This window comes from Inquilinus sp. 2KB_23, from assembly GCF_052115705.1.
Classification (GTDB): domain Bacteria; phylum Pseudomonadota; class Alphaproteobacteria; order DSM-16000; family Inquilinaceae; genus Inquilinus; species Inquilinus ginsengisoli_A.
The window spans coordinates 102847-127757 of sequence record NZ_JBFRHF010000013.1 but is presented as its reverse complement, the minus strand read 5'-3'; the positions used below and the strand labels follow the sequence as shown (position 1 = coordinate 127757).

The 24911-nt window shown below is 69.8% G+C and carries 18 protein-coding genes; 10 read left to right on the top strand and 8 right to left on the bottom strand.

Features of this window, described 5'->3' with window-relative positions:
- Positions 1-2 precede the first annotated feature (2 nt).
- The 9 genes from AB4112_RS18140 to pdxR all read left to right on the top strand — a co-directional run bounded on the left by AB4112_RS18140 (position 3) and on the right by pdxR (position 10275).
- Positions 3-578 carry a hypothetical protein gene (locus tag AB4112_RS18140; protein ID WP_441721670.1) on the top strand — a complete coding sequence of 192 codons (576 nt, stop codon included), beginning with the start codon at positions 3-5 and terminating at the stop codon, positions 576-578.
- 159 nt (positions 579-737) lie between these two features.
- Positions 738-1286: a hypothetical protein gene (locus tag AB4112_RS18135; protein ID WP_441721667.1), complete on the top strand. Its 549-nt coding sequence runs from the start codon at positions 738-740 to the stop codon at positions 1284-1286.
- A 608-nt stretch (positions 1287-1894) separates the two neighbouring features.
- Positions 1895-3217 (top strand): ABC transporter substrate-binding protein, encoded by a 1323-nt coding sequence (locus AB4112_RS18130; protein ID WP_374710616.1) that lies wholly within the window; start codon positions 1895-1897, stop codon positions 3215-3217.
- 196 nt (positions 3218-3413) lie between these two features.
- Positions 3414-4295, top strand: a complete 882-nt coding sequence (locus tag AB4112_RS18125; protein ID WP_309794757.1) for a carbohydrate ABC transporter permease — start codon at positions 3414-3416, stop codon at positions 4293-4295.
- Positions 4296-4304: 9 nt separating this feature from the next.
- Positions 4305-5126: a carbohydrate ABC transporter permease gene (locus AB4112_RS18120; protein WP_441721663.1), complete on the top strand. Its 822-nt coding sequence runs from the start codon at positions 4305-4307 to the stop codon at positions 5124-5126.
- Positions 5123-6733, top strand: a complete 1611-nt coding sequence (locus tag AB4112_RS18115) for a GMC family oxidoreductase (protein ID WP_309794759.1) — start codon at positions 5123-5125, stop codon at positions 6731-6733. Before AB4112_RS18120 ends, AB4112_RS18115 begins: the two co-directional genes overlap by 4 nt.
- Before the next feature lie 25 nt (positions 6734-6758).
- A complete protein-coding gene (locus AB4112_RS18110) occupies positions 6759-7514 on the top strand; it encodes an SDR family NAD(P)-dependent oxidoreductase (protein ID WP_309794760.1) in 756 nt (251 codons plus the stop codon).
- A 246-nt stretch (positions 7515-7760) separates the two neighbouring features.
- Positions 7761-8609 carry an endonuclease III domain-containing protein gene (locus AB4112_RS18105; protein ID WP_309794761.1) on the top strand — a complete coding sequence of 283 codons (849 nt, stop codon included), beginning with the start codon at positions 7761-7763 and terminating at the stop codon, positions 8607-8609.
- Positions 8610-8760: 151 nt separating this feature from the next.
- Entirely contained in the window at positions 8761-10275 is a 1515-nt protein-coding gene (pdxR, locus tag AB4112_RS18100) for a MocR-like pyridoxine biosynthesis transcription factor PdxR (protein WP_309794762.1), read from the top strand.
- A 47-nt stretch (positions 10276-10322) separates the two neighbouring features.
- Here the strand turns inward: pdxR and AB4112_RS18095 are convergent, their stop codons facing one another.
- The 4 genes from AB4112_RS18095 to AB4112_RS18080 form a co-directional block, all read right to left on the bottom strand.
- Positions 10323-12974: a hypothetical protein gene (locus tag AB4112_RS18095; protein ID WP_441721657.1), complete on the bottom strand. Its 2652-nt coding sequence runs from the start codon at positions 12972-12974 to the stop codon at positions 10323-10325.
- 244 nt (positions 12975-13218) lie between these two features.
- Positions 13219-15927 (bottom strand): hypothetical protein, encoded by a 2709-nt coding sequence (locus tag AB4112_RS18090; RefSeq protein WP_309794764.1) that lies wholly within the window; start codon positions 15925-15927, stop codon positions 13219-13221.
- Between the two features lie 187 nt (positions 15928-16114).
- Positions 16115-17365 (bottom strand): glycerate kinase type-2 family protein, encoded by a 1251-nt coding sequence (locus AB4112_RS18085; protein WP_441721654.1) that lies wholly within the window; start codon positions 17363-17365, stop codon positions 16115-16117.
- Positions 17366-17569: 204 nt separating this feature from the next.
- The gene (locus AB4112_RS18080) at positions 17570-18664 is read right to left on the bottom strand and encodes a hypothetical protein (protein ID WP_441721652.1); all 1095 of its coding nucleotides are present in this window, start codon (positions 18662-18664) and stop codon (positions 17570-17572) included.
- Between the two features lie 200 nt (positions 18665-18864).
- Between AB4112_RS18080 and AB4112_RS18075 the strand changes: the two genes are divergently transcribed.
- Positions 18865-19896 (top strand): LacI family DNA-binding transcriptional regulator, encoded by a 1032-nt coding sequence (locus tag AB4112_RS18075; RefSeq protein WP_441721649.1) that lies wholly within the window; start codon positions 18865-18867, stop codon positions 19894-19896.
- Between the two features lie 221 nt (positions 19897-20117).
- On the opposite strand, the gene AB4112_RS18070 is transcribed toward AB4112_RS18075, so the two are convergent.
- From AB4112_RS18070 to AB4112_RS18055, 4 genes are read right to left on the bottom strand one after another with little or no spacing between them, the layout of a single operon-like run.
- Positions 20118-21119, bottom strand: a complete 1002-nt coding sequence (locus tag AB4112_RS18070) for a substrate-binding domain-containing protein (RefSeq protein WP_309794768.1) — start codon at positions 21117-21119, stop codon at positions 20118-20120.
- A gap of 47 nt (positions 21120-21166) precedes the next feature.
- The gene (locus AB4112_RS18065; protein WP_441721646.1) at positions 21167-22144 is read right to left on the bottom strand and encodes an ABC transporter permease; all 978 of its coding nucleotides are present in this window, start codon (positions 22142-22144) and stop codon (positions 21167-21169) included.
- Positions 22141-23127, bottom strand: a complete 987-nt coding sequence (locus tag AB4112_RS18060) for an ABC transporter permease (protein WP_441721643.1) — start codon at positions 23125-23127, stop codon at positions 22141-22143. The genes AB4112_RS18065 and AB4112_RS18060 overlap by 4 nt, the downstream gene beginning before the upstream one ends.
- On the bottom strand, positions 23124-24683 hold the full coding sequence (locus AB4112_RS18055; RefSeq protein ID WP_309794771.1) for a sugar ABC transporter ATP-binding protein: 1560 nt from the start codon (positions 24681-24683) through the stop codon (positions 23124-23126). The genes AB4112_RS18060 and AB4112_RS18055 overlap by 4 nt, the downstream gene beginning before the upstream one ends.
- Positions 24684-24911: the final 228 nt, after the last annotated feature.

Genomic DNA, 24911 nt, shown 5'->3' with positions numbered 1-24911 from the left:
CGATGCAGGCGCTGTGGCCCTGGCTGGCGGTGGCCGGGATGGGGGCCTGGCACGGCCTCAACCCGGCGACCGGCTGGGCCCTCGCCGCGGCGCTCGGCCTGCGCCACCGCGGCGCGGTGCCGCGCGCGCTGGTCCCGATCGCGATCGGTCATGTCCTGTCGATCGCGGTCGTGGCCGGCGCGGTGGCGGCGGCCGGGCTGGTGGTCGACCCGGCCTGGCCGCTCGGCCTCGCCGCTGTCGCCCTGCTGGGCTGGGCCGCGCTCCATCGGATCCGCGGCGTCCGGCAACAGCCTCCACCCGGCCTGGAGGCCGGCCTCGCCGGGCTGACCCTGTGGTCGTTCCTGATGGCGACGGCGCATGGCGCCGGGCTGATGCTGGTGCCGGCGCTGGTGCCGATCTGCCTGTCGGGCAGCGCTATGGGTTCGCTGACCGCCTCCCTCGGCCTGGCCCTGGCCGCCATCGCCCTGCACACCGCGGCGATGCTGGCGGTGACCGGGCTGGTCGCCGCCGGCGTCGCGCGCGGGATCGGCGGACTGCTGGGCCGATGGGTCGGGCGGGCGGCCCGGCCGGCGCGCTGATCGCCGTCGCGGGGCCACGAAACCAACCGGGAAGATGGCGTGTTGTTAAGGTGCGGGCCGGGCGCGCCTGTCGGATAGTCGTGCGCACGCCCCAAGCCGCCGAGGCAGGCCGGTCTTACCGCCGCGCTGGGCCCCGGCGCCGAAGATGGAGATGATGCCATGGTCAAAGCCATCCTTACGACGTCCGCCGCCGTCCTGGCCGTCGTGCTGGCCGCAGTGCCGGCCGGAGCCCAGACGGTCGTCATCCCCGCCCCCACGACCAACGCCGTCACCGCCCCGGCCCCCGCCCCGCAGGTGGTCGTGCCCGGGCCATCGGCGACGACGATGCCGGCCACGACGGTCCCGGAGAAGACGATGCCCTATCCGGTGCCGCCCGGCACCGCGGTGGTGGAGCCGCGCCGGTCGCCGGTCGCAGCCGACCCGCGCCACCCACCGGTCTCGGCGGTGGCCGGCGGGCCGGCGCCGGCCGACCCGCGCGAATATGCGACGAACACGCCGATCACCGTGACCGGCGGGATCAGCGGTGTCACCCACCGCAACGACGTGACCTCGTTCCGGCTGCAGACCCCGACCGAGGCTTGGACCGTGGTGGTGCCGCCCGGCCAGGCCGGCAAGTTCGCCAGCGGCCGCCGGGTCACCGTGGTCGGCTATCCCCATGTCGAGATCCGGAATCAGCTGCTGGCCCAGAGCGTCACCGCCAGCCGCTGAGGCGGGCTCCTCGGAACCGATGCCGAGGCGCTGGCCCGCGCGGCCGGCTCAGCCGGCGGCGGCGACCAGCGCCCCGGCGAGGCCGTCCGGCTGCGAGACATAGGGCCCGTGGCTGGCGGCGAAGGTGCGGGTCGCGGTCCGCTCCCCATCGCGGCGGCGACCGCCGCGATCATGAAATCCTGCCCGGCGATCGAGATCGCCCGATCCTCCAGGCAGCGGAAATAGTGCCTGGGCACCCGGCCGAAACGCTCCTTGGTTATCGCCGAGGGGGTGAGGGCCGCCTCGGTCGGCTCGTCGCAATGTACCGGGCCCGCCAGGATCCCGGCGAAGTCGGCCGGGCTGGTGTCGCCGTAGAGGGCACGGCCGGCGCCGGGGGCCGTCCGGATTTTGTGGTTACCGCTGCAATCACGGGCGGCCCCGCCCTCACCTCTCCGCTTGACTCCGGCTGGCCGCTGATTGAACATATGTTCATTGGTTGAGCAGAATCACAAATCTCAGCCGATCGACCGTCTGGCGCCGCCGCCCTCATCGGTGGTGGCTTCCCGTCGGAAGACAGCGAGACCGCGAAGATGCGGCGTGCCCGAGGAAACAACCCGAGGAGGCTCCTCATGCCCTGGAAGAAGACGTCCAAAATTCTGGCCGGCGCCGGAATGCTGGCGATGCTGCTGTCGTCGGCCGCGTCGATCGCGGCGGAAAAGCTGACCATCGCCACGGTCAACAACGCCGACATGATCATCATGCAGCGCCTCTCGAAGGACTTCGAGAAGGAGAGCGGCATCACCCTCGACTGGGTGGTGCTGGAAGAGAACGTGCTGCGCCAGCGCGTCACCACCGACATCGCCACCAATGGCGGCCAGTTCGACGTGCTGACCATCGGCACCTACGAGGTCCCGATCTGGGCCGGCCAGGACTGGCTGCTGCCGATGGACAATCTGCCGGCCGACTACGCCCTCGACGATGTGCTGAAGCCGGTGCGCGACGGGCTGTCGCATGACGGCAAGCTGTACGCCCTGCCCTTCTATGCCGAAAGCTCGATGACCTTCTATCGGAAGGACCTGTTCGACAAGGCCGGGCTGAAGATGCCGGAGCAGCCGACCTACGACCAGATCAAGGAGTTCGCGGCCAAGCTGCACGATCCCTCGCACGAGATCTACGGCATGTGCCTGCGCGGCAAGCCGGGCTGGGGCGAGAACATGGCCTTCGTCGGCCCGCTGGTGAACACCTATGGCGGCCGCTGGTTCGACGAGAAGTGGAACCCGACCATCGACACCCCGGCCTGGCACGAGGCCATCACCTTCTATGTCGACCTGCTGAAGAACTACGGCCCCCCGGGCGCGCCGTCGAACGGGCACAACGAGAACCGCGCCTTGTTCGCCAGTGGCAAATGCGCGATGTGGATCGATGCCACCTCGGCCGCCGGCTATCTCTACAACCCGAAGGATTCGACCGTCGCCGACAAGGTCGCCTTTGCCCAGGCGCCGATCGCCAAGTCGCCGAAGGGCAACCACTGGCTGTGGTCCTGGGCCCTGGCCGTGCCGAAGTCGACCAAGTCGCCGGACGCCGCCAAGAAGTTCATCGCCTGGGCCACGTCCAAGCCCTACATCGAGGCGGTGGCCAAGAGCGACGGCTGGACCGTGGTCCCGCCCGGCACCCGCAGCTCGACCTACGCCAACCCGGAGTACCAGAAGGCAGCCCCCTTCGCAGCCTTCGTGCTGAAGGCGATCCAGACCGCCGACCCCAACGACTCGACCGTCGAGAAGGTGCCCTACACCGGGGTGCAGTTCGTCGGCATCCCCGAGTTCCAGGCCATCGGCACCGAGGTCGGGCAGCAGATCGCCGCCGCCCTCGCCGGCTCGGTCACCGTCGACCAGGCGCTGAAGACGGCGCAAGACGCCGCCGACCGCGCCATCACCCAGGGCGGATACAAGTAGGTTCTCCCTCCACCCGGAGACCCCTCGGGGTCTCCGGGCTTCGTGACCCGTCCTCCCACCGTCATTCCCGCGAAAGCGGGAATCTCTCCGGTAAAGCCACAACGAGATCCCCGCTTTCGCGGGGATGACGGGAGAGGATTGGGCCGAGAGTTCCGCCCCCGCGCCTGTCGCGCACAGCCCGGAAAGGATGCACGCCATGGCCGCCATCGCCTCGAGCCGGCGCAAGGCGACGCTGCTCCTCGCCCCTTCGGTCACGATCCTGATGCTGTGGACCTTCGTGCCGCTGGCCGCGACGATCTACTTCTCGACCCTGCGCTGGAACCTGATGAATCCGGCGCGGCGCGGCTTCGCAGGGCTGAACAACTACACCTACCTGCTGACCGACCCCTCGTTCTGGAGCGCGATCCAGAACACGCTGGTCCTGGTCGCCGCCGTGCTGGCCATCACCGTGGTGTTCGGCACGCTGATCGCGATCCTGCTGGACCAGCCCTTCCCCGGCCGCGGCATCGTCCGCGTCCTGATCATCGCGCCGTTCTTCGTGATGCCCACGGTCAGCGCCCTGGTCTGGAAGAACATGATGCTGCACCCGGTCTCCGGCGTGCTGACCTGGGTCGCGCGTTCGGTCGGGCTGGAGCCGATCGACTGGCTGAGCCAGGCGCCGCTGGCCGCCATCATCATCATCGTCGCCTGGCAGTGGCTGCCCTTCGCCGTCTTGATCCTGCTGACCGCGCTGCAGTCGCTGGACCATGAGCAGCGCGAGGCGGCGCGGATCGACGGCGCCGGGCCGATCGCGATGTTCTTCTACATCGTGCTGCCGCACATGCTGCATGCCATCGGTGTGGTGATCATGGTGCAGACCATCTTCCTGCTGTCGATCTTCGCCGAGATCCTGGTCACCACCAATGGCGGGCCGGGCGACGCCAGCACCAACCTGACCTACCTCGTCTACCGGAACGGCCTGCAGCAGTTCAACGTCGGCAACGCCTCCGCCGGCGGCGTGGTCGCCGTGATCCTGGCCAACATCGTCGCCTTCTTCCTGGTGCGCGCTTTGGCCCGCACCCTGCGCAAGGGGGCCTGAGCCATGGCCATGCAGAGAAGTCGAAGCCAGGCGGTCGGCGTCACCATCCTGGGCTGGACCGTCGGCCTGGTCCTGTTCTTCCCGATCGCCTGGATGGTGCTGACCAGCTTCAAGACCGAGGTCGAGGCCTTCGCCACCCCGCCGTCGATCTTCTTCACCCCGACGCTGGAGAACTACGCCGCCGTCGAGTCCCGGATCGACTACTTCAAGTTCGCGCTGAACTCGGTCTACATCTCCTTCGGGTCGACCTTCCTGTGCCTGATCATCGGCGGCATGGCGGCCTATTCCATGGCCTTCTTCCCGACCAAGCGGACCGAAGGCACCCTGTTGTGGATGCTGTCGACCAAGATGATGCCCGCGGTCGGCGTGCTGGTGCCGATGTATCTCGGCTTCCGCGACCTCGGCCTGCTCGACACCGTCACCGGCATGGTCCTGCTGATGACCCTGGTCAACCTGCCGATCGTGGTGTGGATGCTGTACACCTACTTCCGCGACTATCCCCGCGAGATCCTGGAGGCGGCGCGGGTCGACGGCGCCGGGTCGTGGCAGGAGATGCTGTACATCCTCCTGCCCACCACCCTGCCCGGCATCGTCTCGACCTCGCTGCTGACCATCATCCTGGCCTGGAACGAGGCGTTCTGGAGCATCAACCTGACCACGGCGAATGCCGGGCCGTTGACCGCCTTCATCGCCTCCTTCTCCAGCCCGGAAGGGCTGTTCTGGGCCAAGCTCTCCGCCGCCTCGACCCTCGCCATCGCGCCGATCCTGGTGCTGGGCTGGATCTCGCAGCGGCAGCTGGTGCGCGGCCTGACCTTCGGGGCGGTGAAGTGAAGCCAGGCTACGACTTCATCGTCATCGGCGGCGGCAGCGCCGGCTGCGTCGTCGCCAGCCGGCTGGTGACCGAGCGGCGGGCCCGGGTGCTGGTGCTCGAGGCCGGCCGGCGGCGCGGCAGCCGCCTCTTGGACATGCCGGCCGGCTACATGAAGTTCCTGGGCCAGGACACCTACCTGACCCTGAATGAGACGGTGCCCCAGCCGCAGCTGGGCGGCCGCGCGCCGATCATCCCGACCGGCAAGCTGCTGGGCGGCGGCAGCGCGGTCAACGCCATGGTCTACATGCGCGGCCGTCCCGCGGACTACGACAGCTGGGACGCCGAGCTCGGCGGCAATTCCGGCTGGGGCTGGGACGACCTGCTGCCGTCCTTCGTCAAGCAGGAGGGCAACGACCATCTCGGCGCCCCGGCGCATGGCACGGACGGGCCGCTGAAGGTCTCGCATCTCGGCCAGCATTGCGAGATGAGCCGCGCCTTCGTCCAGGCGCTGCAGGCGATGGGCGTGCCCTACCGCCCCGACTTCAACGGCGGCGAACAGGCCGGCGTCGGCTTCATGCAGCACACCATCGACGCCGCCACCCGCAGCCGCTGCAGCGCCGTCGCCGCCTTCCTCGGCCCGGTGCTGCGCGACCCCAAGCTGACGGTCGAGACCGAGGCGGTGGTCACCCGCATCCTGGTCGAGAACGGCCGCGCCACCGGCGTCGACTACGTCAAGGACGGGCAGAGCCGCCGCGCCTTCGCCGGGGTCGAGGTCATCCTGGCCGCCGGCGCCTACGCCTCGCCCAAGCTCTTGATGCTCAGCGGCATCGGCCCGGCCGCTTCGCTGGGACGCCACGGCATCGCGGTCAAGGCCGACCTGCCCGGCGTCGGCGCCAACCTGCAGGACCATCACGAGGTGCCGGTGGTCGCCGCCACCAACGGCGCCTATGGCTATTTCGGCCAGGACCGCGGCCTGCCGATGCTCAAGGCCGGGCTGCAGTACCTGATGTTCAAGACCGGGCCGGTGACCACGACCGGGGTCGAAGCCTGCGCCTTCATCGATCCGGATGGCGACGACCAGAGCGACCCCAAGCTGCAGCTGTACTGCGTGCCGACGGTCTATCTCGACCGCGACGTCACCGGGGTGGCGCCGACCGACGGGGTGACGCTGAACGCCTGCCTGATGCGGCCGAAGGCGCGCGGGTCGGTGACGCTGCGCTCCGCCGACCCGGCCGATGCGCCGCTGATCGACTGCAACTTCTTCGGCGACGACGAGGATCTGCGCCTGTCGGTCGCCGGGCTGCGTTACGCCCGCCGGGTGCTGGCCACCGACCCGGTGCGGCGGATGGTGACATCCGAGATCTTCCCCGGCGACGCCACCACCGGCGACGACGAGCTGGCGGCGCATTGCCGGCGGACGGTCAAGACCAACTACCACCCCGTCGGCACCTGCCGCATGGGGCCGGACGGCGACCCGATGGCGGTGCTGGACCCGATGCTGCGGGTGCGCGGCATCGGCGCCTTACGCGTCATCGACGCCTCGATCATGCCGCGGGTGACCAGCGGCAACACCAACGCCCCGGTGCTGGCGATCGCCGACCGGGCGGTAGACCTGATCCCCAACTGACCTGCCTCGACCCAAGGAGACGACCATGTATCGCGAGAAATTCGACCTTTCCGGCCGCGTGGCGGTGGTGACCGGCGGCGGGCGCGGCATCGGCCGGGCGACCTGCGAGGCCCTGGCCGAGGCCGGGGCCAAGGTGGTGGTGGCCGAGATCCTGGCCGACAACGGCACCGACACCGCCAAGGCGGTGGGCGGCGAATTCGTCAGGCTCGACGTCACCGACCCCGACGCGGTGACCAAGGCGGCCGACGACATCCGGGCCCGGCTGGGCCGGGTCGACATCCTGGTCAACAACGCCGGCATGGCCCGCAACAGCGACGCGCTGGAGACCAGCGACGATGAATGGCGCAAGGTCATGGACCTGAACGTCAACGCGGTGTTCTGGTGCGCCCGCGCCTTCGGCAAGCACATGGTCGCGGCCAAGAGCGGCAGCGTGATCAACATCGGATCGATGTCCGGCATCATCGTCAACAAGCCGCAGGGCCAGGCGCATTACAACGCCAGCAAGGCGGCGGTGCACCTGCTGACCAAGTCGCTGGCCTGCGAATGGGCACCGCACGGCGTGCGGGTGAACGCCATCGCCCCCGGCTACATCGCCACCGACATGACCCTGGCCGGCCGCACCAAGACGGAGTGGTACAACCAGTGGATCGAGATGACGCCGATGGCGCGCTGCGGCGAGCCGTGGGAGATCGCGGCCACCGCCCTGTTCCTGGCGGCCGACGCCTCCGGCTTCTTCACCGGCGCGATCCTGGGCCCTGACGGCGGCTACACCGCCTGGTGACGGTTGCGGCGCAGGGATGATGCGAGGCTGGGGCCCGCGGAGAAGCGGAACCTCCAGCGCGGAGCATCAGCCTCTCCCTCTACCGTCATTGCGAGCGCAGCGAAGCAATCCATCGGGCAGCCCGTACGGTGCCATGGATTGCTTCGTCGGCTGCGCCTCCTCGCAATGACGAAGAGGGGCGCGTGAGCCGATGTGCCGCTTCCGATTCGAGTCGCGTTTGTTCCTGATATGTTCTAATCTGCCGGCATGGCCGACACCCTGCCCGCCACCGCCTTCCTGACCCTGCTCGACGCCCGGCTGGCCGCCGCCCTGGGGCCGCCGCCGCGCTGGCTGTATCCGGACCCGGTCGACATCCTGGTGCTGGCGCTGCTGTCGGCGCGGACCGAGGACGAGGCGGCGCTGGCCGCCATCCGCGTGCTGCGCGTGCGCTTCCCGCATTGGGACGCGCTGGCCGACGCCGACCCCGCCGTCATCGAACGCCTGGTCGGCCGCACCACCTGGCCGGACCGGAAGACGCTGCATCTGCAGGAATCGCTGCGCGCCCTGAGGGCGGAGCGCGGCCGGCTGGAGCTCGACTTCCTGGCCGGGCTGCCGGTCCCCGCCGCCTCCGCCTGGCTGCAACGGCTGCCGGGGGTCGGACCGAAGACCGCGGCCTCGGTGCTGCTGTTCAGCCGGCTGCACATGCGCGCCCTGCCGGTCAGCACCGGCCACCACCGGGTGGTGAAGCGGCTGCGGCTGATCTCACGCCGGGCGACCGCCGAGGCCGCCCACGACCCGCTGCTGGCGATCCTGCCGGAGGCGTGGGACGCCGCCCGGATCGAGCGGCACCACTGGCTGGTCAAGCGGCTGGGCAAGGATTGCTGCACCGACCGCCAGCCGCGCTGCTGGCGCTGCCCGGTGCGCGACCTGTGCCCCAGCCGGGGCCGCATCCGCCCGTCGCCGCCGCACCGCATCCGGCAACTGGACCTGCCGCTGCTCGGCCCGCTCCGGCCGGACCCCGCCATGGGCGCCGGGACCGGGGCAGCGGGAACCCTTGCCGGCCGACGCCACCGTGCTGTCGCCGAGCCCTCCCCTCAGCACGTCGTTCTGGGTTGACCCGAGAAGGTTCGCCATCCTGGTCGGATCGGCATGTAATCGATCGATGGTGCCAGATGGAGCCGGATGCTCGCCACGGATGGGTCCAGATTGCGTCGCGCGTCGAAATAAGATCATATGCAACCGGGGGTCGCGGACGCGGGAGAAATGCTTGGCTGCCGACGACATTCTGTGGCGGCAGCTGGTCAAGCTGACGCAGCGGCCGGACCTGACGCTGCAGGTTCAGCTGCGCGGCGCCATCGCCCAGGCGGTGCTGGACCGGCGACTGCCGCCGGAGACCCCGCTGCCGTCGTCGCGCCGGCTGGCCGAGATCCTGGGCATCAGCCGCAACACCGTGACCATGGCCTACAACCTGCTGACCGAGGAAGGCTTCATCTCGGCGCGCAGCCGGTCGCGGCACATGGTCGACCCCGCCGCGCTGGAGAACGCCCGGGCGACCGGGGTGCGGGCCGACCCGCCGGTGCGGCGGCCGGACTGGGCCGGGCGGCTGGCGAGCCGGCCGTCGCGCCACCGCTACGTCACCACCAAGCCGGCCGACTGGCACAGCTACCGCTATCCCTTCGTCTTCGGCCAGCCCGATGCGACCCTGTTCCCGACCGCGGAATGGCGCGAGGTGGCGCAGATGGCGCTGCGCTCGGTCGCCATCCGCGACTGGGCCGGCGACCATGTCGACAGCGACGACCCGCTGCTGATCGAGCAGCTGCAGAAACGGGTGCTGCCGCGCCGCGGCATCTGGGTGTCGCCCGACCAGATCCTGGTCACGGTCGGGGCGCAGAACGCCATGTATCTGGCCGCCGCCCTGCTGCTGAACCGCGACAGGACCGCCGGGCTGGAACAGCCCTGCTATCCCGACCTGCGCAACCTTTGCCGCCAGCACGGCGCGCGCATCGCCAACCTGCCGATGGACCGGCAGGGGCTGCGGCCCTCCGGCATCTTCGCCGATTGCGACGTCATCTTCGTCCAGCCCAGCAACCAGAACCCGACCGACGCGACCATGCCGCTGGAGCGCCGGCACGAGCTGCTGCAGGCGGCGGCGGTGCACGACCTGCTGATCGTCGAGGACGACTACGACAGCGAGCTGACCTATGTCGGCGAGGCGACACCGGCGCTGCGGGCGCTCGACCGCGACGACCGGGTGATCTATGTCGGCAGCGTGTCGAAGACCCTCGCCCCAGGGCTGCGGCTCGGCTACATCGTCGCGGCGCCGGAATTCATCGCCGAGGCGCGGGCGATGCGGCGGCTGACGGTGCGCCACCCGCCGGCCAACAACCAGCGCGCCGTCGCCCTGTTCCTGCAGCTCGGCCACCACGACGCGTCGATCAAGCGACTGATCGCGGCCTATCGCGATCGAGCCGCCGCCATCGCCGAGGGCCTGCGGACCTATCTGCCCGAGGTCGACTTCCGGGTGCCGACCGGCGGGTCCGCCCTGTGGGTCGAAGGGCCCGCGGGCGTGTCGATGGATGCGGTGGCCGCCGCGGCGGCGCCGCAAGGCCTGCTGTTCGATCCCGGGAGCGTCTTCTTCGACCATCCGGTACCGCCGGAGAACTTCCTGCGCCTGGGCTATTCCGCGATCCCGCTCGACCGCATCGATCCCGGCGTCAAGCTGCTGGCGCGGCTGATCCGCGAGGAGCAGCACAGCCCGCGCCGCCACGCCGGCGTCGGCTGACCGGGCCCGCCGGCCGCCCGGGGCGGCAGGCAGGCCCGGCCCCCCGGTCAGAGCACGAAGTCGGCCGCCGTCAGCGGGTGATCGGCGTAGACGTTGATGCCAAGATCGGCGATGCGGTCGCCATTGGTGTCGACATAGACCACCTGGACCGCCCCCGCCGTCACCACCAGCAGCTCCCCCGCATGGCCGGTGAAATTGGTGGTGATGAAGCTGAAGGCGGTGTCGCCGTTGCCGCTGTTGCCGTCCGCGTCGATCGCCGACAGGTCGATATGGTCGCCGGTCGAGAAGTCGAGGATCACATCCTTGCCCGCCGCCGCCACCGTGCTGTCGCCGATGCTGGTGTAGGCGAAGCTGTCGTTGCCGGCGCCGCCCTTCAGCAGATCGCGGCCGCCACCCCCCGTCAGCACGTCGTCACCGGCGCCGCCCGACAGCGAGTTGTCATTCTCGTTGCCGGTCAGGACATCGTTCTGGGCCGACCCGCTCAGGTTCTCGATCCCGGTCAGGGTGTCACCCTGGGCGTCGCCGCCCAGCCCGGTGCCGCTGGCCAGGCTGACCGTCACCCCGGCGACCGAGGTGGCGTAGCTGGCGGTGTCGATCCCGGCGCCGCCGGTCAGCGCATCGGCGCCGGCCCCTCCCTCGAGGATGTCGTTGCCGGCGCCGCCATCCAGCTGGTCGTCGCCGGCGCCGCCAAAGATGTCGTCGTTGCCGTCGTCGCCGAAAACCGTGTCGTTGTCGGCGCCGGCATCGATCGAGTCGTTGCCGGTGCCGCCATGGATGGTGTCGGCGCCGACGCCGCCGACGAGCCGGTCGTTGCCGTCGCCGCCATCGAGGATGTCGTTGCCGTTCTCGCCGTTCAGGGCGTCGTCGCCGCCATTTCCGGCCAGAGTGTCGGCGCCGTTCTCGCCGCCGATGAGGTTGCGGTTGTTGTCGCCGCTGAGATGGTCGTCGAAGCTGGAGCCGTAGAGGTTCTCGATGTTGGTCAGCACATCGCCCTGGGCGTCGCCGCCCGAGTTGGTGTGGGCGAGCAGGTCGACCGTCACCGCCGAGGCCGAGCCCTGGTAGTTGGCGAAGTCCGAGCCGCTGCCGCCGTCCAGCGTGTCGCCCCCGGCGCCGCCGCGAAGGGTGTCGTCCCCTTCGCCGCCGAGCAGGACATTGGCATTGCCGTCGCCGAACAGCTTGTCGGCCAGGGCGGAGCCGGTGACGTTCTCGATGCCGGTCAGCGTGTCGCCCTGGGCGTCGCCGCCGAGGCCGGTGCCCAGGATCAGGTCGACCGTCACCCCGGCCGACGACCCGACATAGTCCACCGTGTCGATGCCGGCCCCGCCACTGAGCTGGTCGGCGCCCAGGCCCCCATGCAGGGAGTCGTCGCCGAACCCGCCCAGGAGGATGTCGTTGCCGGCCAGGCCGTCGATGGTGTCGTTGCCGTCCGACCCGAGCATCCGGTCGTTGCCCGCATCGGCCCACAGCGAGACCCGGAACACGTCGAAACCGGTGCCGTTGCCCTCGGCGCCGACTCCGGTGTTGGTCGCCTGGGTCTGGAAGGTGACGTAGTGCCCGTCGGCCGAGATCTGGGGCGTGTTCGAGAGGTCGTTCAGCTGCGACCCGTCGGCGGCGACGGACAGGCGCGTCACATTCCCAGTCACCATGTCCTTCAGGAAGATGTCGCGGAGCCCGTTGGTGTCGTCCTGCACCAGGTTGCTGGCGAGGCTGAAGAACACGACGTAGTGCCCGTCGGCGGAGATCACCGCCTGGCCCGAGAGGTCGTTGCTCTGGCCGCCGTCGCCGGCGGCGGAGGCGCGGATGGTGGTGTTGGTCTGCAGGTCGCGAACGAAGATGTCGGTGGCGCCGTTGGTGTCGCCGGCGACCAGGTTGGTCGCGTCGCTCTGGAACACGACGTAGCGGCCGTTGCCGGAGATCGAGGCGCCGGAGGACCCGGCATCGCCCGACCCGCCGCCGGTGGAGGCCGAGACCAGGGTGGTGGTGCCGGCGGCGATGTCGCGGACGAAGACGTCGGTGACGGCGCCGTTGCTGTCGGTCGCCACCAGGTTGCTGGCGGTGCTGACGAAGGAGACGCGGTTGCCGTCGTCGGACAGGCGGGCGACCAGGGAGTTGCCGTTGGCCTGCGACTCGTCATCCGCCACCGAGATGCGGGTGACGGCGCCGGACGACAGGTTCTTGACGAAGACGTCGCTGAAGCCGTTGCTGTCGCCGCCGACCAGGTTGGTCGCGGTGCTCTGGAAGCCGATGAAGGCGCCGTCGCCGGTGACGTCAACATTCTGCGACGCGCCGTTGGCCTGGCTGCCGTCGGACAGGGTCGAGACCCGGGTGGTGACGCCGGTCAGGGTGTCCCGCATGAAGACATCCAGGGCAGCGTTGCTGTCGCCGCCGACCAGATTGGTCGCGGTGCTGTTGAAGAACACGAAGCGGCCGTCATCGGTGACCGCAGCCACGCTGGAGACGTTGTTGCCCTGCGTCCCGCCGGTCGCGGTCGAGACCAGCGTGGTGGTGCCGGTCAGCGTGTCGCGCAGGAACACGTCGAAGAAGCCGTTGACGTCGCCGCCGACCAGGTTGGTCGCGGTGCTCTGGAACACGACATAGCGGCCATCGGCCGACATGACGCCGCCGGTGGCGATGTTGTTGGCGCTGGTACCGCCGCTGTCGACCGAAATCCGGGTGAGCGAGCTGGCATTGACGGTCATGACGGAAGACCTCCCCATCGAATCTGTTGCCGATGACGGGCCCCAACGGGGAAGCGCCACCGGAAAATCAAAATTAAAACAAAATGATGCGAACAAGAATTATATGAAAAATGGACGTGGGTTCACACGCCGGACCCACAGCGTTCTACACGCCCCGACCGGTCCCGGCAATCGCCCGGCGTTTGTCTCAAACGCGCCGCACCGGCGGCCGGCCGGAGCCCCGGCGGATCCGCGGGCGGCGGGATCAGAGCACGAAATCAGCCGCGGCCAGGGCGTGGTCGGACAGGACGACGATGATGGAGTCGGGGCTCTTGTCGCCGTTGATGTCGAGATAGACGCCCTGGTAGCCGTTGGCGAGGGCCACCACCGCCACCTCGCCCGCCTGGCCGGTGAGGCCGCCGGCGGCGAAGGTGAAGCTGCTGTTGCCGTTGGCCGGCTTGCCGTCCGCGTCGATCGCCGACAGGTCGATCCTGTCGCCGGTGCTGAAGTCGGTGATCGTGTCCCGCCCCGCGCCCGCCACGGTGCTGTCGGTCACGCTGACATAGGCGAAGGTGTCGTTGCCGCCACCGCCCTTCAGCAGATCGGCCGCGCCCCCGCCGGTGAGCACATCGTCCCCGGCGCCGCCCCACAGGGTGTTGGCGTTGGCGTCGCCGGTCAGCGCGTCGCCGAGCGCCGAACCAAGCACCTGCTCGATGCTGCTGAAGGTGTCGCCCTGGGCGTCGCCACCCGAGGTCGCACCGGTGGCCAGGTTCACCGTCACCCCGGCGGCCGAGCCGGCGTAATTCGCCGTGTCGATGCCGGCGCCGCCCTTGAGCGCGTCGGCCCCGCCGCCGCCGGCGAGCACGTCGTCCCCGGCCCCGCCGACCAGCGCGTTGGCGTTGGCGTCGCCGGTCAGAGTGTCGGCCACGGCCGATCCGACCAGATTCTCGATGAGATGCAGGGTGTCGCCCTGGGCGTCGCCGCCCGAGGCCACGCCGGTCGCCAGGTTGACGGTCACCCCGGCGGCGGAGCTGGCATAGCTGGCTATGTCGATGCCGTCATCGCCGTTCAGCGCGTCGGCCCCGGCCGCCCCTTCCAGCACGTCGTTCTCGCCGCCGCCGTCGAGCTGATCGTCGCCGGCGCCGCCGTAGAGCACATCATTCCCGTTGTTGCCGAAGACGATGTCGTTGTCGCTGCCGGCATCGATTGAATCGATGTCCTTGCCGCCGTTGATCGTGTCGGCGCCGGCGCCGCCGGTGAGACGGTTGTTGCCATCGCCGCCGTTGATATTGTCGTTGCCGTCTTCCCCGGCCATGACATCATCGCCGTCAAAGCCGATAAGCGTGTCGTTGCCGGCCCCACCGCCGATGATGTTGCGGCCGTTGTCGCCGCCCAGCCTGTCGTCGAAGCTCGATCCGTACAGGTTCTCGATGTTGATGAGCGTGTCGCCCGCGGCGTCGCCGCCCGAGGTCTCGCCGGCCAGCAGGCTGACCTGGACCGCCGCAGCCGAGCCCTGGTAGTTGGCGATGTCCGAGCCGTCGCCGCCGTCGAGGGTGTCGCCCCCGGCCCCGCCGCGCAGCGTGTCGTCGCCCGCCATCCCGTTGAGCGTGTCATTGCCGTCGCCGCCGAACAGCCGGTCCGCCCCGTCCCCTCCGATCAGCGTATCATTGCCCAGCCCTCCGGCGATGATGTCGTCGCCCGCCAGCCCGTCGATCGTGTCGTTGCCGTCGGAGCCGATCAGCTGATCGGCCCTGGGCGTGGCGAAGAGCGAGACCCGGAACTCGTCATTGGCATTATTCGTGTCGGGGCCGACGTCGAGATTGGTCGCGCTCGAACGGAACACGACGGTGCTGCCGTCGGACGAGATCCTCGCTTCGAAGGAGTCGCCATTGGACTCTGTGCCGTCGGGCGCCACGGAGAGACGCGTCACCGTGCCGGTCACCATGTCCTTGACGAAGACGTCGTATTTTCCCGCGATGTCGCCCGCCACCAGGTTGGACGCCTGGCTCGAGAACACGACGTAGCGGCCGTCGCTCGAGATCTCGGCGCCGTTCGACGCCGCATCGGCCTCGGCCCCGGTGCCGGAGACGGAGACGCGGACCGTGGTGTCGGCCTGCAGGTCGCGCAGGAAGATGTCGCGGACCGCGTTGGTGTCGCCCGTCACCAGGTTGGTGGCGGCGCTCTCGAACACGACATAGCGCCCGTTGCCGGAGATCGCGGCATTGTCCGAATAGTCGTTCGCCTGGGTCCCGTCGGTGGCGACCGAGACACGCTCGGTGGTCCCGGCCGCGAGATCGCGGACGAAGATGTCGTCTTTCGAGTTGGTGTCGCCCGCGACGAGATTGTTGGCGCTGCTGACGAAGGCGACGCGCTGGCCGTCATCGGAGACCCGGCCGTTCAGCGACTGGTTGTTGCCTTGCGCCTCATCGTCGCCGACCGAGACACGGGTCGTGGTCCCCGTCTGCAGGTCGCGGATGAAGATGTCGTTCACGGCGTTGGTGTCGTCGGCGACCATGTTGGTCGCGCTGCTGTTGAACACGACATAGCGCGCGTCGGCCGAGAGATCGGCATTGCCGGAATGCGAATCGCCCAACCCGCCCCCGGCGGGGACCGAGACGAGGAGTGTGGTGCCGGTCTGGACATCCCGCAGGAAGACGTCCGAGGCACTGTTGGTGTCGCCGGCGACGATGTCGCTCGCCGTGCTGTGGAAGATGATGTAGCGCCCGTCGTCCGAGATCCTCGAAAACAGCGCCTGGCTGTTGGCGTCGCCGCCGCCGGCGTCCACCGAGATCCGCGTCGTCGTGCCGGTCAGCGTGTCGCGCAGGAAGACATCCTGCAAGCCGTTGCCGTCGCCGGCGACCATGTTGCTCGCATAGCTGTCGAAGGTCACATAGCGGCCGTCCCCCGAGACCGACGCGCCCTGGGCCCTCTGGTTGCCCTCGATATTGCCGGTGCCGACCGAAATTCGCGTCATGACTGCCCCCCCGATGAAATCAATGGCGAACATGGCCCGGCTTTCCGAATCTTCTCCAGATTCGGAAATAAAAGAACAAAGAAATACTGTTCCCCAAGCCCTCGTGCTTTGTACACGGGCCCGCGAAACGCAGCAATCCATTGCACTTTCGTGTCGACCTTATGGCCGCGGTGTATGCGCCCAGGCGCTACCGCACCAGGATGGCGCGGAAGTCGTTGACGTTGGTCAAGGTCGGGCCGGTCACCACCAGCCGGTCGAGCGCCGCGAAGTAGCTGTAGGCGTCGTTGCCGGCGAGGTAGTCGGCCGCCGCCAGCCCCTTCTCCCGCCCCTGGCCCAGCGTCGCCGCATCGATCCAGGCCCCGGCATTGTCCTCCGACCCGTCGATGCCGTCGGTGTCGCAGGCGATGGCGGCGATGCCGGGGTGGCCCTGCAGTTGCACCGCCAGGGCCAGCAGGAACTCGGCGTTGCGGCCGCCGCGGCCCTGGCCCCGCACCGTTACCGTGGTCTCGCCGCCCGACAGCAGCACGCAGGGCCGCGCCGCCGGCTGGTCGTGCCGCGCCGCCTGCTCGGCGATGCCGGCCAGGACCCGGCCGACCTCGCGCGCCTCGCCCTCCAGCGCGTCGCCCAGGATCAGCGGGGTCAGGCCGAACGCCCGCGCCTTGGCCGCCGCGGCCTCCAGCGCCATCTGCGGCGTCGCCAGCATGTGCAGCTCCGCGGGCGGCAGCGTCGCCGGGGCGGCATTGGCGCGGATCGCCCGCTCGACTGCCTCGGACACCGGGATGTCGTAGCGCCGCAGGATGGCCAGCGCGGTGGCGGGGTCGGCGCCGCCGGCCACGGTGGGGCCGGAGCCGATCACGCCGGGATCGTCGCCCGGCACGTCGGAGATCAGATAGGTGACCAGCCGCGCCGGCGCGGCCGCGGCGGCCAGGCGCCCGCCCTTGATCGCGGACAGCGCCTTGCGCACCGCGTTCATCTCCTGGATCGGCGCGCCGGAGCGCAGCAGCGCCTTGTTGACCGCCTGCTTGTCCGCCAGGGTCAACCCCGCCGCCGGCAGCGACAGCAGCGCCGAGGCGCCGCCCGAGATCAGGCACACCACCAGGTCATCGGGCCCCGCTGTTCCCGCGAGGTCGAGGATGCGCTGCGCCGCGGCGAGGCCGGCGGCGTCGGGCACCGGATGCGCGGCCTCGACCACCTCGATCCGCTGCGTCGGCATGCCGTGGCCGTAGCGGGTGACGACCAGGCCTTCGCAGGCATGCGGCCACAGCGTCTCGAAGGCATGGGCCATCCGCGCCGCGCCCTTGCCGGCGCCGAGCACGATGGTGCGGCCCTTCGGCGGCCGGGGCAGCAGATGCGCCATCCGCGTCTCGGGATAGGCGGCGCTGAGCGCGGCCTGGAACAGACCCTCGAGGAGGACGCGATCGGACAGATCCGCGGGCATGGACACACTTCCCTACGACATCGGCCGGTGGCCGGGCCCGGCCATCGAAGGCGAGGACACGGCGCCGTTCAAGCCTGAATCGCAGGCAAGGGCCGAAAGCCTTTCCACCCWGCGAGAAAGAGGAAGGCGTAGGTTGGGTTCGCAATCGCGAGCCCAACATCGGACAGATCGAGCCAGCGTTGGGTTCGCCAGCGCGAACCCAACCTACAATTCAAGCCCGATGCGGTCCGCCTCGAACGGCACGGCCAGGGTCGGGCCGCCGGCGATGCGGAGGTCCAGCCCGGCGGCGCTGCGGGTGATGGCCTCGACCCGGTCCCAGCCCGGCTCGGCCGGGATCGCGCCGAAGGCGTAGGCGATCTCGACCCGGCCTTCGGACGCGAGCGCGATCACGGTCGGGTAGCCCTCTGCATTCAGCAGGTTCGGCTCCATCGAGGCGCGGTGGCCGAGATGCAGGTACATGCAGCCCTCCTCGATCCCCAGCACGTGGCGGTGCCGGCTGGAGAAGGGCGGGTAGTCGCGGCCGCCATTGCTCATCCACAGCATGGTGAAGGGCAACTGCCGCGGATCCTTCAGCCCGAAGAACAGGAACCCGTCCGTGGCGGCCAGCGCCGCCGACCAGCCCAGCGCCGTGCCCGGCGCCTCGGCCAGCAGCACGATGTCCTCATGGTTCTCGGCGAAGGGATAGCGCGCGGCGTCGGCCGTGCCGCCATCCGCGAGCCGCACCTGGTCCAGCCCGGCGAAGCGCTGGGGATAGGCCAGGACCGAGCGGCCGCGCGCCGGGTCGGGTTCGACCGGGCCGGGCGGCGCGATGCCGAAGGCTTTGTCGGAGAAGCTGAGCGCCGCCCCGCCGGGCACCCGGACCATGGCGTGATGCGCCATCGGCAGCGCGCCGCTGCCGCCCTCGAAGACATGGCGCTGATAGACGATCGGCTGGCCACGGCGCAGCGTCACCGCCTTGCGCACGGTGGCGCCGAACACGGTCTCCTGCAGGGTGAAGCGGGCGGTGACGCCGGCCGCGTCCTCGTCGATGCCGTCGAGGTTCCAATGCCCGTTGGCGGTCCAGCCATGGCCGGGCGCGCCGTCGATGTCGCTGTTGGCGAAGGGCGCGCAGAAGAAGTCGCCGGCGAGGTTGCGCAGGCCCAGCGGCACGTCGTCCGGCAGCGCCTCGCCGCTGTCGACCCAGGGGGCGCGGTGCAGCGGCCGGATCTCCCGCCCGTTCCAGCGGATCACGACGTCGTGCAGATGCCCGCCCTCAGGATTGAACACCACCCGGACCGTATCCACCGCGAACTCGATCATCGTCCCGTCGCCTTCCTGCAGCGCCTCGCCGGCCAGGACGGTTTCGTAGCATCAATCCAGCGGGTCGGGCGAGCCTGTGTAAACGTCACCATCAAGCGCCCCTGCGCAGCCGGTCCTTGCCCTGGCCGCCGGATGCGCGTTTCATGATTCACAGCCGCTGCATTGAAGAATCCATGGCCGACCGCCCGAGGACATCTTCTGTGAACGTTTTCTCAGCCCGCCGATCGACCATCCGCGACGTGGCGGCGCGGGCGGGGGTGTCGATCGGCACCGTGTCGCGCGTCGCCGGCGGCAGCGCCCAGGTGGCGGAGGCGACGCGGGCCCGGGTGCTGGCGGCGATGGCGGAGACCGGCTACCAGCCCAACGCCGCCGCCCGCACCATGCGCACCAGCCGCACCCGGACCATCGGCTTCCTGATTCCCGACATGGCCAACCAGGTGTTCTCCCGCGTCGCCATCGGGGCCGAGGCGGTGCTGTCCGCCGGCGGCTACATGCTGTTCGCCTTCTCCTCCAACCGGTCGCCGGTCCGCGAGCTCGCCTTCCTCGAAGCGGCGCAGCAGCGCCAGATGGACGGGCTGATCATCACCCTGGCGGACGAGACCCACGGGCCGGTGATCGACCGGCTGAACCGGATCGGCGTGCCGCTGGTGATCCTGGACCGCGACGTGCCGGTGGCGGCGGACGTGGTCTACAGCGACCATGCCCGGCCGATCGAGACCCTGGTGCGGCAGATGGCGGCGCAGGGCCACAGGCGGATCGCGCTGATCACCGCGTCGGAGAAGATCCGGCCGGGCCGGGCCCGGGCCGACGCCTTCCGCAAGGCGGCGGCCGAGGCCGGGCTGACCGTCGACGAGGGCCTGATCCGGTCCCGCGCCCAGACCGCGGAGTACGGCGCGGCCGAAGCCCACGACCTGCTGACCGGCCCGAAGCCGCCGACCGCGCTGATCGCCGGCGGCAACGAGATCTTCCAGGGCGTGCTGCGCGCCATCCGGCTGCTCGGCCTGGCCATCCCGGGCGACCTGTCGCTGGCCGGCGCCGACGACCGCATGCTGGCCGAGCTGGTCGACCCGCCGATCACGGTGATCGACCGCGACATGGCGGAGGTCGGCGCCACCGCGGCCCGGCTGCTGCTGGAGCGCCTCGACGGCCTCGACGTCCCGCCGCGCCGGGTGCTGCTGGGCAGCAGCGTGGTGCTGCACGGGTCGATCGGCCGACCGAGGGGGAAGCGGTAGCCTGCCGAACCCCCTGAGGCGCAGGCCTCAACTTTTACTGTCATTGCCCGGCTTGACCGGGCAATCCAGGGGCCACCAAGAGCCGCTCTGGCCGCCCCTGGATGCCACGGTCAAGCCGTGGCATAACAAGAAAGGGGTGCATTCGAAATGCATGCCATCCCCAGGCACCCATCGATCAAGCCCGGGAATGGCAATCCAAAACAACGGGGATCCCTCTCGCCTCAGAAGTTGAACTGGCCGATGTTGCTCTTGTCGAAGGTGGTCGGCTGCGACTGGGTCAGGATCTGGTTGTTCTCGCCGATCTTGATGGTGCCGAGCTTCGGCACGTCGAAGCTGCCGCCGGACTTCAGCTCGATCTTGCCGCCCATCACGCCGACCGCGAGATGCGAGGCCAGCCAGCCTTCATTGTAAGGGCTCCACAGCTGGAACGCCGTGACCGTGCCGTTCTCAATGAAGCGGCGCATCTGGTTCGGGGTGCCCAGGCCGGTGACATGGACCTTGGCGGCCTTGCCCGCCGTCTCCACCACCTGGGCCGCGGCGGCGACGCCGACCGTGGTCGGGGAGATGATGCCGGCGAGGTTCGGGTAGTTGGCCAGCAGCGCCTCGGTCTCGGTGGTGCTCTTCTGCGGGTCGTCATCGCCATAGGCGGTGGTGACCAGCTTCATGTCCTTGTACTTGGCGTTGGTCTCCAGCGTCTTCTTCATGTCGGCGATCCAGACATTCTGGTCCGGCGCGTCGGTGGTGGCCGACAGGATCGCGACCTCGCCCTTGTAGCCGATCATCGACCCCATCAGCTCGACCTGGGCCGACCCGGTCTGGCTGAAGTCGACCGGCAGGATGGCGGCGTCGCGATGCGCCTCGTTGCCCGGCACGTCGGAGTTGACGACGATGATCTTGACCCCGCGCGACCGCGCCCGGTCGAAGATCTGGTTCAGCGCGTCCGGGCTGTTCGGCGAGATCGCGATGACGTTGACGCCGCGCTGGATCTGGGCGGTGACGAAGGGGATCTGCGAGGTGGCTTCCGGCGTGGCCGGCGCCACCGTGGTGAACTCGCAGCCAAGCTCTTTGCAGCCGTCCTCGAAGCCCTTGATGATGCTGTCGAAATAGGGGTTCCCGGTGTTCTTGGGGATGTAGACGATCTTCACCGGGTCGGCGGCCAGGGCGGTGCCGGCGAACAGGCCGGCGGCGACGGCCAGGGCGGTGAGCAATGTCTTCCGGGGCATGGTGTTCCTCCTCGTTTGATGATTTGGGTTTGACGTTTCATTGAGGGTCAGCGCCGCCGCACCGCGGTGATGGCGTTGGAGGCGATGATCGACAGGATCAGGAGCAGGCCGAGCACGGTCAGCTGCGCCTCGATCGCGATGTTGGCCACGGTCATGCCGGTCTGGATGATCACCAGCAGCCACAGCGCCAGGAAGGTGCCGGCGATGGTGCCGCGGCCGCCGAAGATCGAGGTGCCGCCGAGCATCACGATCAGCACCATCTGCAGTTCGCCGCCCGAGGCCAGGTCGTAGCGCACCGAGCCGAGGCGCGAGGCCATCATCTGCCCGGCCAGGGCGGAGACGACGCCGGAGGCGACGAACAGGATGGTCTTCAGCCGGTCGACCCGGATGCCGGCATGGCGCGCCGCCGTCTCGCTGGTGCCGGTCTGGTAGATCTGGCGGCCGAACACGGTGCGGCCGAGCAGCAGGCCGAGCAGTAGCGCCAGCACCACGAAGATGATCACCGGCACCGGCACGATGCCGACCGCGGCGAAGTCGATGCCGACGAACCAGTCGGGGAAGCCGCCGATCGAGCGGTCGCCGGCGAAGATCTGGGCGATGCCGCGGTACAGCGTCATGGTGCCGATGGTGACGATGATCGACGGCAGCCGCAGCCAGGTGACCAGGAGCGCGTTGAACCCGCCCATGGCGGCGCCGGCCACGGCCCCGACCACCATCGCCGCCGGCAGCGGCAGCCCGGCCTTGACGGTGAGCGCGAACAGGCAGGTGGACAGCGCCATCATCGCCCCGACCGACAGGTCGATCTCGCCCGAGATCACGATCATGGTCAGGACCAGGGCGACGATGCCGAATTCGATGGTGTAGGTCGAACTCTCCAGCACGAAGCCGAGATCGGCGAAAAAGGGCGACAGCTGGGTGCCCACGATGGCGGCGATCACCAGCAGCAGGAAGGTCATCACCTCCGGCCGCAGCAGCGCGCGGCGCCAGGAGAAGGCGGGTCGTTGGTCCATCGGCAGCACCGTCATGCCCGCCCCCGGCGGCGGAGATGGCCGATCCCGCCTTCGCGCACCGACCGGTCGATCACCAGCGCCAGCAGGATGATGGCGCCATAGATCGCGTTCTGCCAGAAGCCGGAGACGCCGAGGATCGGCAGGGCCACGGTGACCGAGCCGAGCAGCAGCACCCCGAGCGCGGTGCCCAGCACGCTGCCGGCGCCGCCATTGATGCTGACCCCACCGATCACCACGGCGGCGATCACCGTCAGCTCGAAGCCGACGCCGGTGATGCCGGGATTCACATAGCCGAAGCGGGCGGCGTAGAGCAGCCCGGCCAGCCCGGCGCAGGCGCCGGACAGGGCGAACACCGCGAGCGTCACCGGCATCACCCGGATGCCGCGCAGCCGCGCCGCCGGCGGGTTCGAGCCGATGGCGTAGATCTCGCGCCCGAAGCGCAGGTGGCGCAGCGCCAGATGGGTGGCGACGGCGACGGCCAGGGCGATCAGCACGATCCAGGGGATCTCGATCGGCGAGGTCTGGGCCATGCGGATCAGGGCCGGCGGGATGTGGTTGGGGTCGACCTGGCGGCCGCCGGACAGGATGAACACCAGCCCGCGGAACAGGCTCATGGTGCCGAGGGTGACGATGATCGACGGCAGGCCGAAGCCGGTGACGATGGCGCCATTGACCAGGCCGAGCCCGGCGCCGATCGCCATCGCCAGCAGGAAGCCGATCCAGATCGGCACATCAGGATGGTCGCGGAACACCATGCCGACGGCGATGGCGGCGAAACCCAGGATCGAGCCGATCGACAGGTCGACATGGCGGGCGACGATCACCATCATCTGGCCCATCGCCGCCACCAGGATCAGCGGGATGGCCAGCAGGACGATGCGGAAGGTCTCCCAGGTCAGGAAGCGCGGCTCGACGGTTCCGACCACGGCGTAGAACAGCACCAGCATCACCACGATGCCGGCCTCCCGCGCCAGGAGCAGGCGGGTGAGAGTCGTCATGCCCCCGCCCCCACCCGCCGGCGGGGCACGGCGGCTTCCATGATCGCCTCCTGGGTCGCCTCGGCCCGGTCGAATTCCGCGGTCAGCCGGCCCTCGGACATCACCAGGATGCGGTCGCTCAGGGTCAGCAGCTCCGGCAGCTCGGACGAGATCAGCAGGATCGCCCGCCCGTCCGCCGCCAGGGCGTTGATCATGTCGTAGAACTCCGCCTTCACGCCGATGTCGATGCCTCGCGTCGGCTCGTCCAGGATCAGGATCTCCGGGTCGGTCATCAGCCAGCGCGCCAGGATCGCCTTCTGCTGGTTGCCGCCGGAGAGCTCGCCGATCGGCTGGCGCGGCGAGGCCAGCCGGATGCTGAGCTTCTCGATCGCCCGCCGTGCCGCGGTGCGTTCCATCGCCGGGTGGATCACGCCGTACCGCGCGATCTTGCCCGGCGCCGCGGCGGTGATGTTCTGGTCGACCGGCAGCGCCCGGAAGATGCCCGCGGCCGCCCGGTCCTCCGGCACATAGGCGAGGCCGAGGCCGATCGCCTGGGCGGGATCGGCGATCGCCACCTCGCGCCCCTTAACCCGGATGCGGCCGCGATCGGCCGGGGCGATGCCGAACAGCGCCCGCGCGACATCGGTGCGGCCGGCGCCGACCAGCCCGGCCATGCCCAGCACCTCGCCGCGGCGCAGGGTGAAGCCGATGTCGGAGAAGCGGCCGGCGCGGCCCAGCCGCTCGACCTCCAGCGCAACCGCGCCGATCGTCGCCTTCTCCTTGTGCAGAAAGGCCTTCAGCGGCCGGCCGATCATCAGCCGGATGATCTCGGCATCCGGCAGGTCGGCGGCGGCGGCGGTCGCGACATGCTCGCCGTCGCGGAAGATGGTGACCCGGTCGCACAGCGCCCGAACCTCCTCCAGCCGGTGGCTGATGAAGACCACGGCCCGGCCCTCGCTGCGCAGCCGGCGGACGATGGCGAACAGGGTCTCGACCTCGCGCGGGGTCAAGGGCGCGGTCGGCTCGTCCATCAGGATCAGCCGGCTGTCGGCGGCCAGCGCCCGGGCGATCTCGACCATCTGCTGGTCGGCGATCGACAGGCCGCCGGTCGGCCGCGTCACGTCGATGGCGACACCCAGCCCGTCCATCAGCCGGCGTGCCTCGGCCGCCATGTCGCGCCAGCGCACCCGGCCGAACGGCCCACCCGAGCCGCCGCCGATGAACAGGTTCTCCGCCACGGACAGATGCGGGAAGGAGATCGGCTCCTGGTGGATCAGGGTGATGCCCAGCCGCTGCGCCTCGAGCGGCGAGCCGATCTCGACCGGCTTGCCCCGCAGCAGCAGGCGGCCGGCGCTGGGCCGGTGCACCCCGGCCAGGATGCGGGCGAAGGTGGATTTGCCGGCGCCGTTCTCGCCCAGCAGAGCGTGGATCTCGCCGCCGGCCAAGGCCAGGTCGATGCTGCGCAGCACCTCGACCCCGGCAAAGGACTTGCCGATGCCTTCGGCGGCGATCACCGGCATGGCGGCGCTCGGCACTGCTGCGAACCGATCCGACGAAGCCTGCGGCAGCGTGCTCACATCCCTCCCCTCGGCGCTCTTCACCATGGGATCGCCCCATGGGCAGCGGCGCCTATTCATCAGACTGTTGCCGCATCCTTGGATGAATCCATGTAAACGTCAACATCTGGCGTGGCGCTTGGCCTAGCATTGTGGAATGGCACGGCGCCCACCGGCTTCCCTGCGCAACTGTTAAAACGTTTTCAGAGCCAGGGGCCGCGGCGGCGCATGCCAGACCTTCCGGCTTTC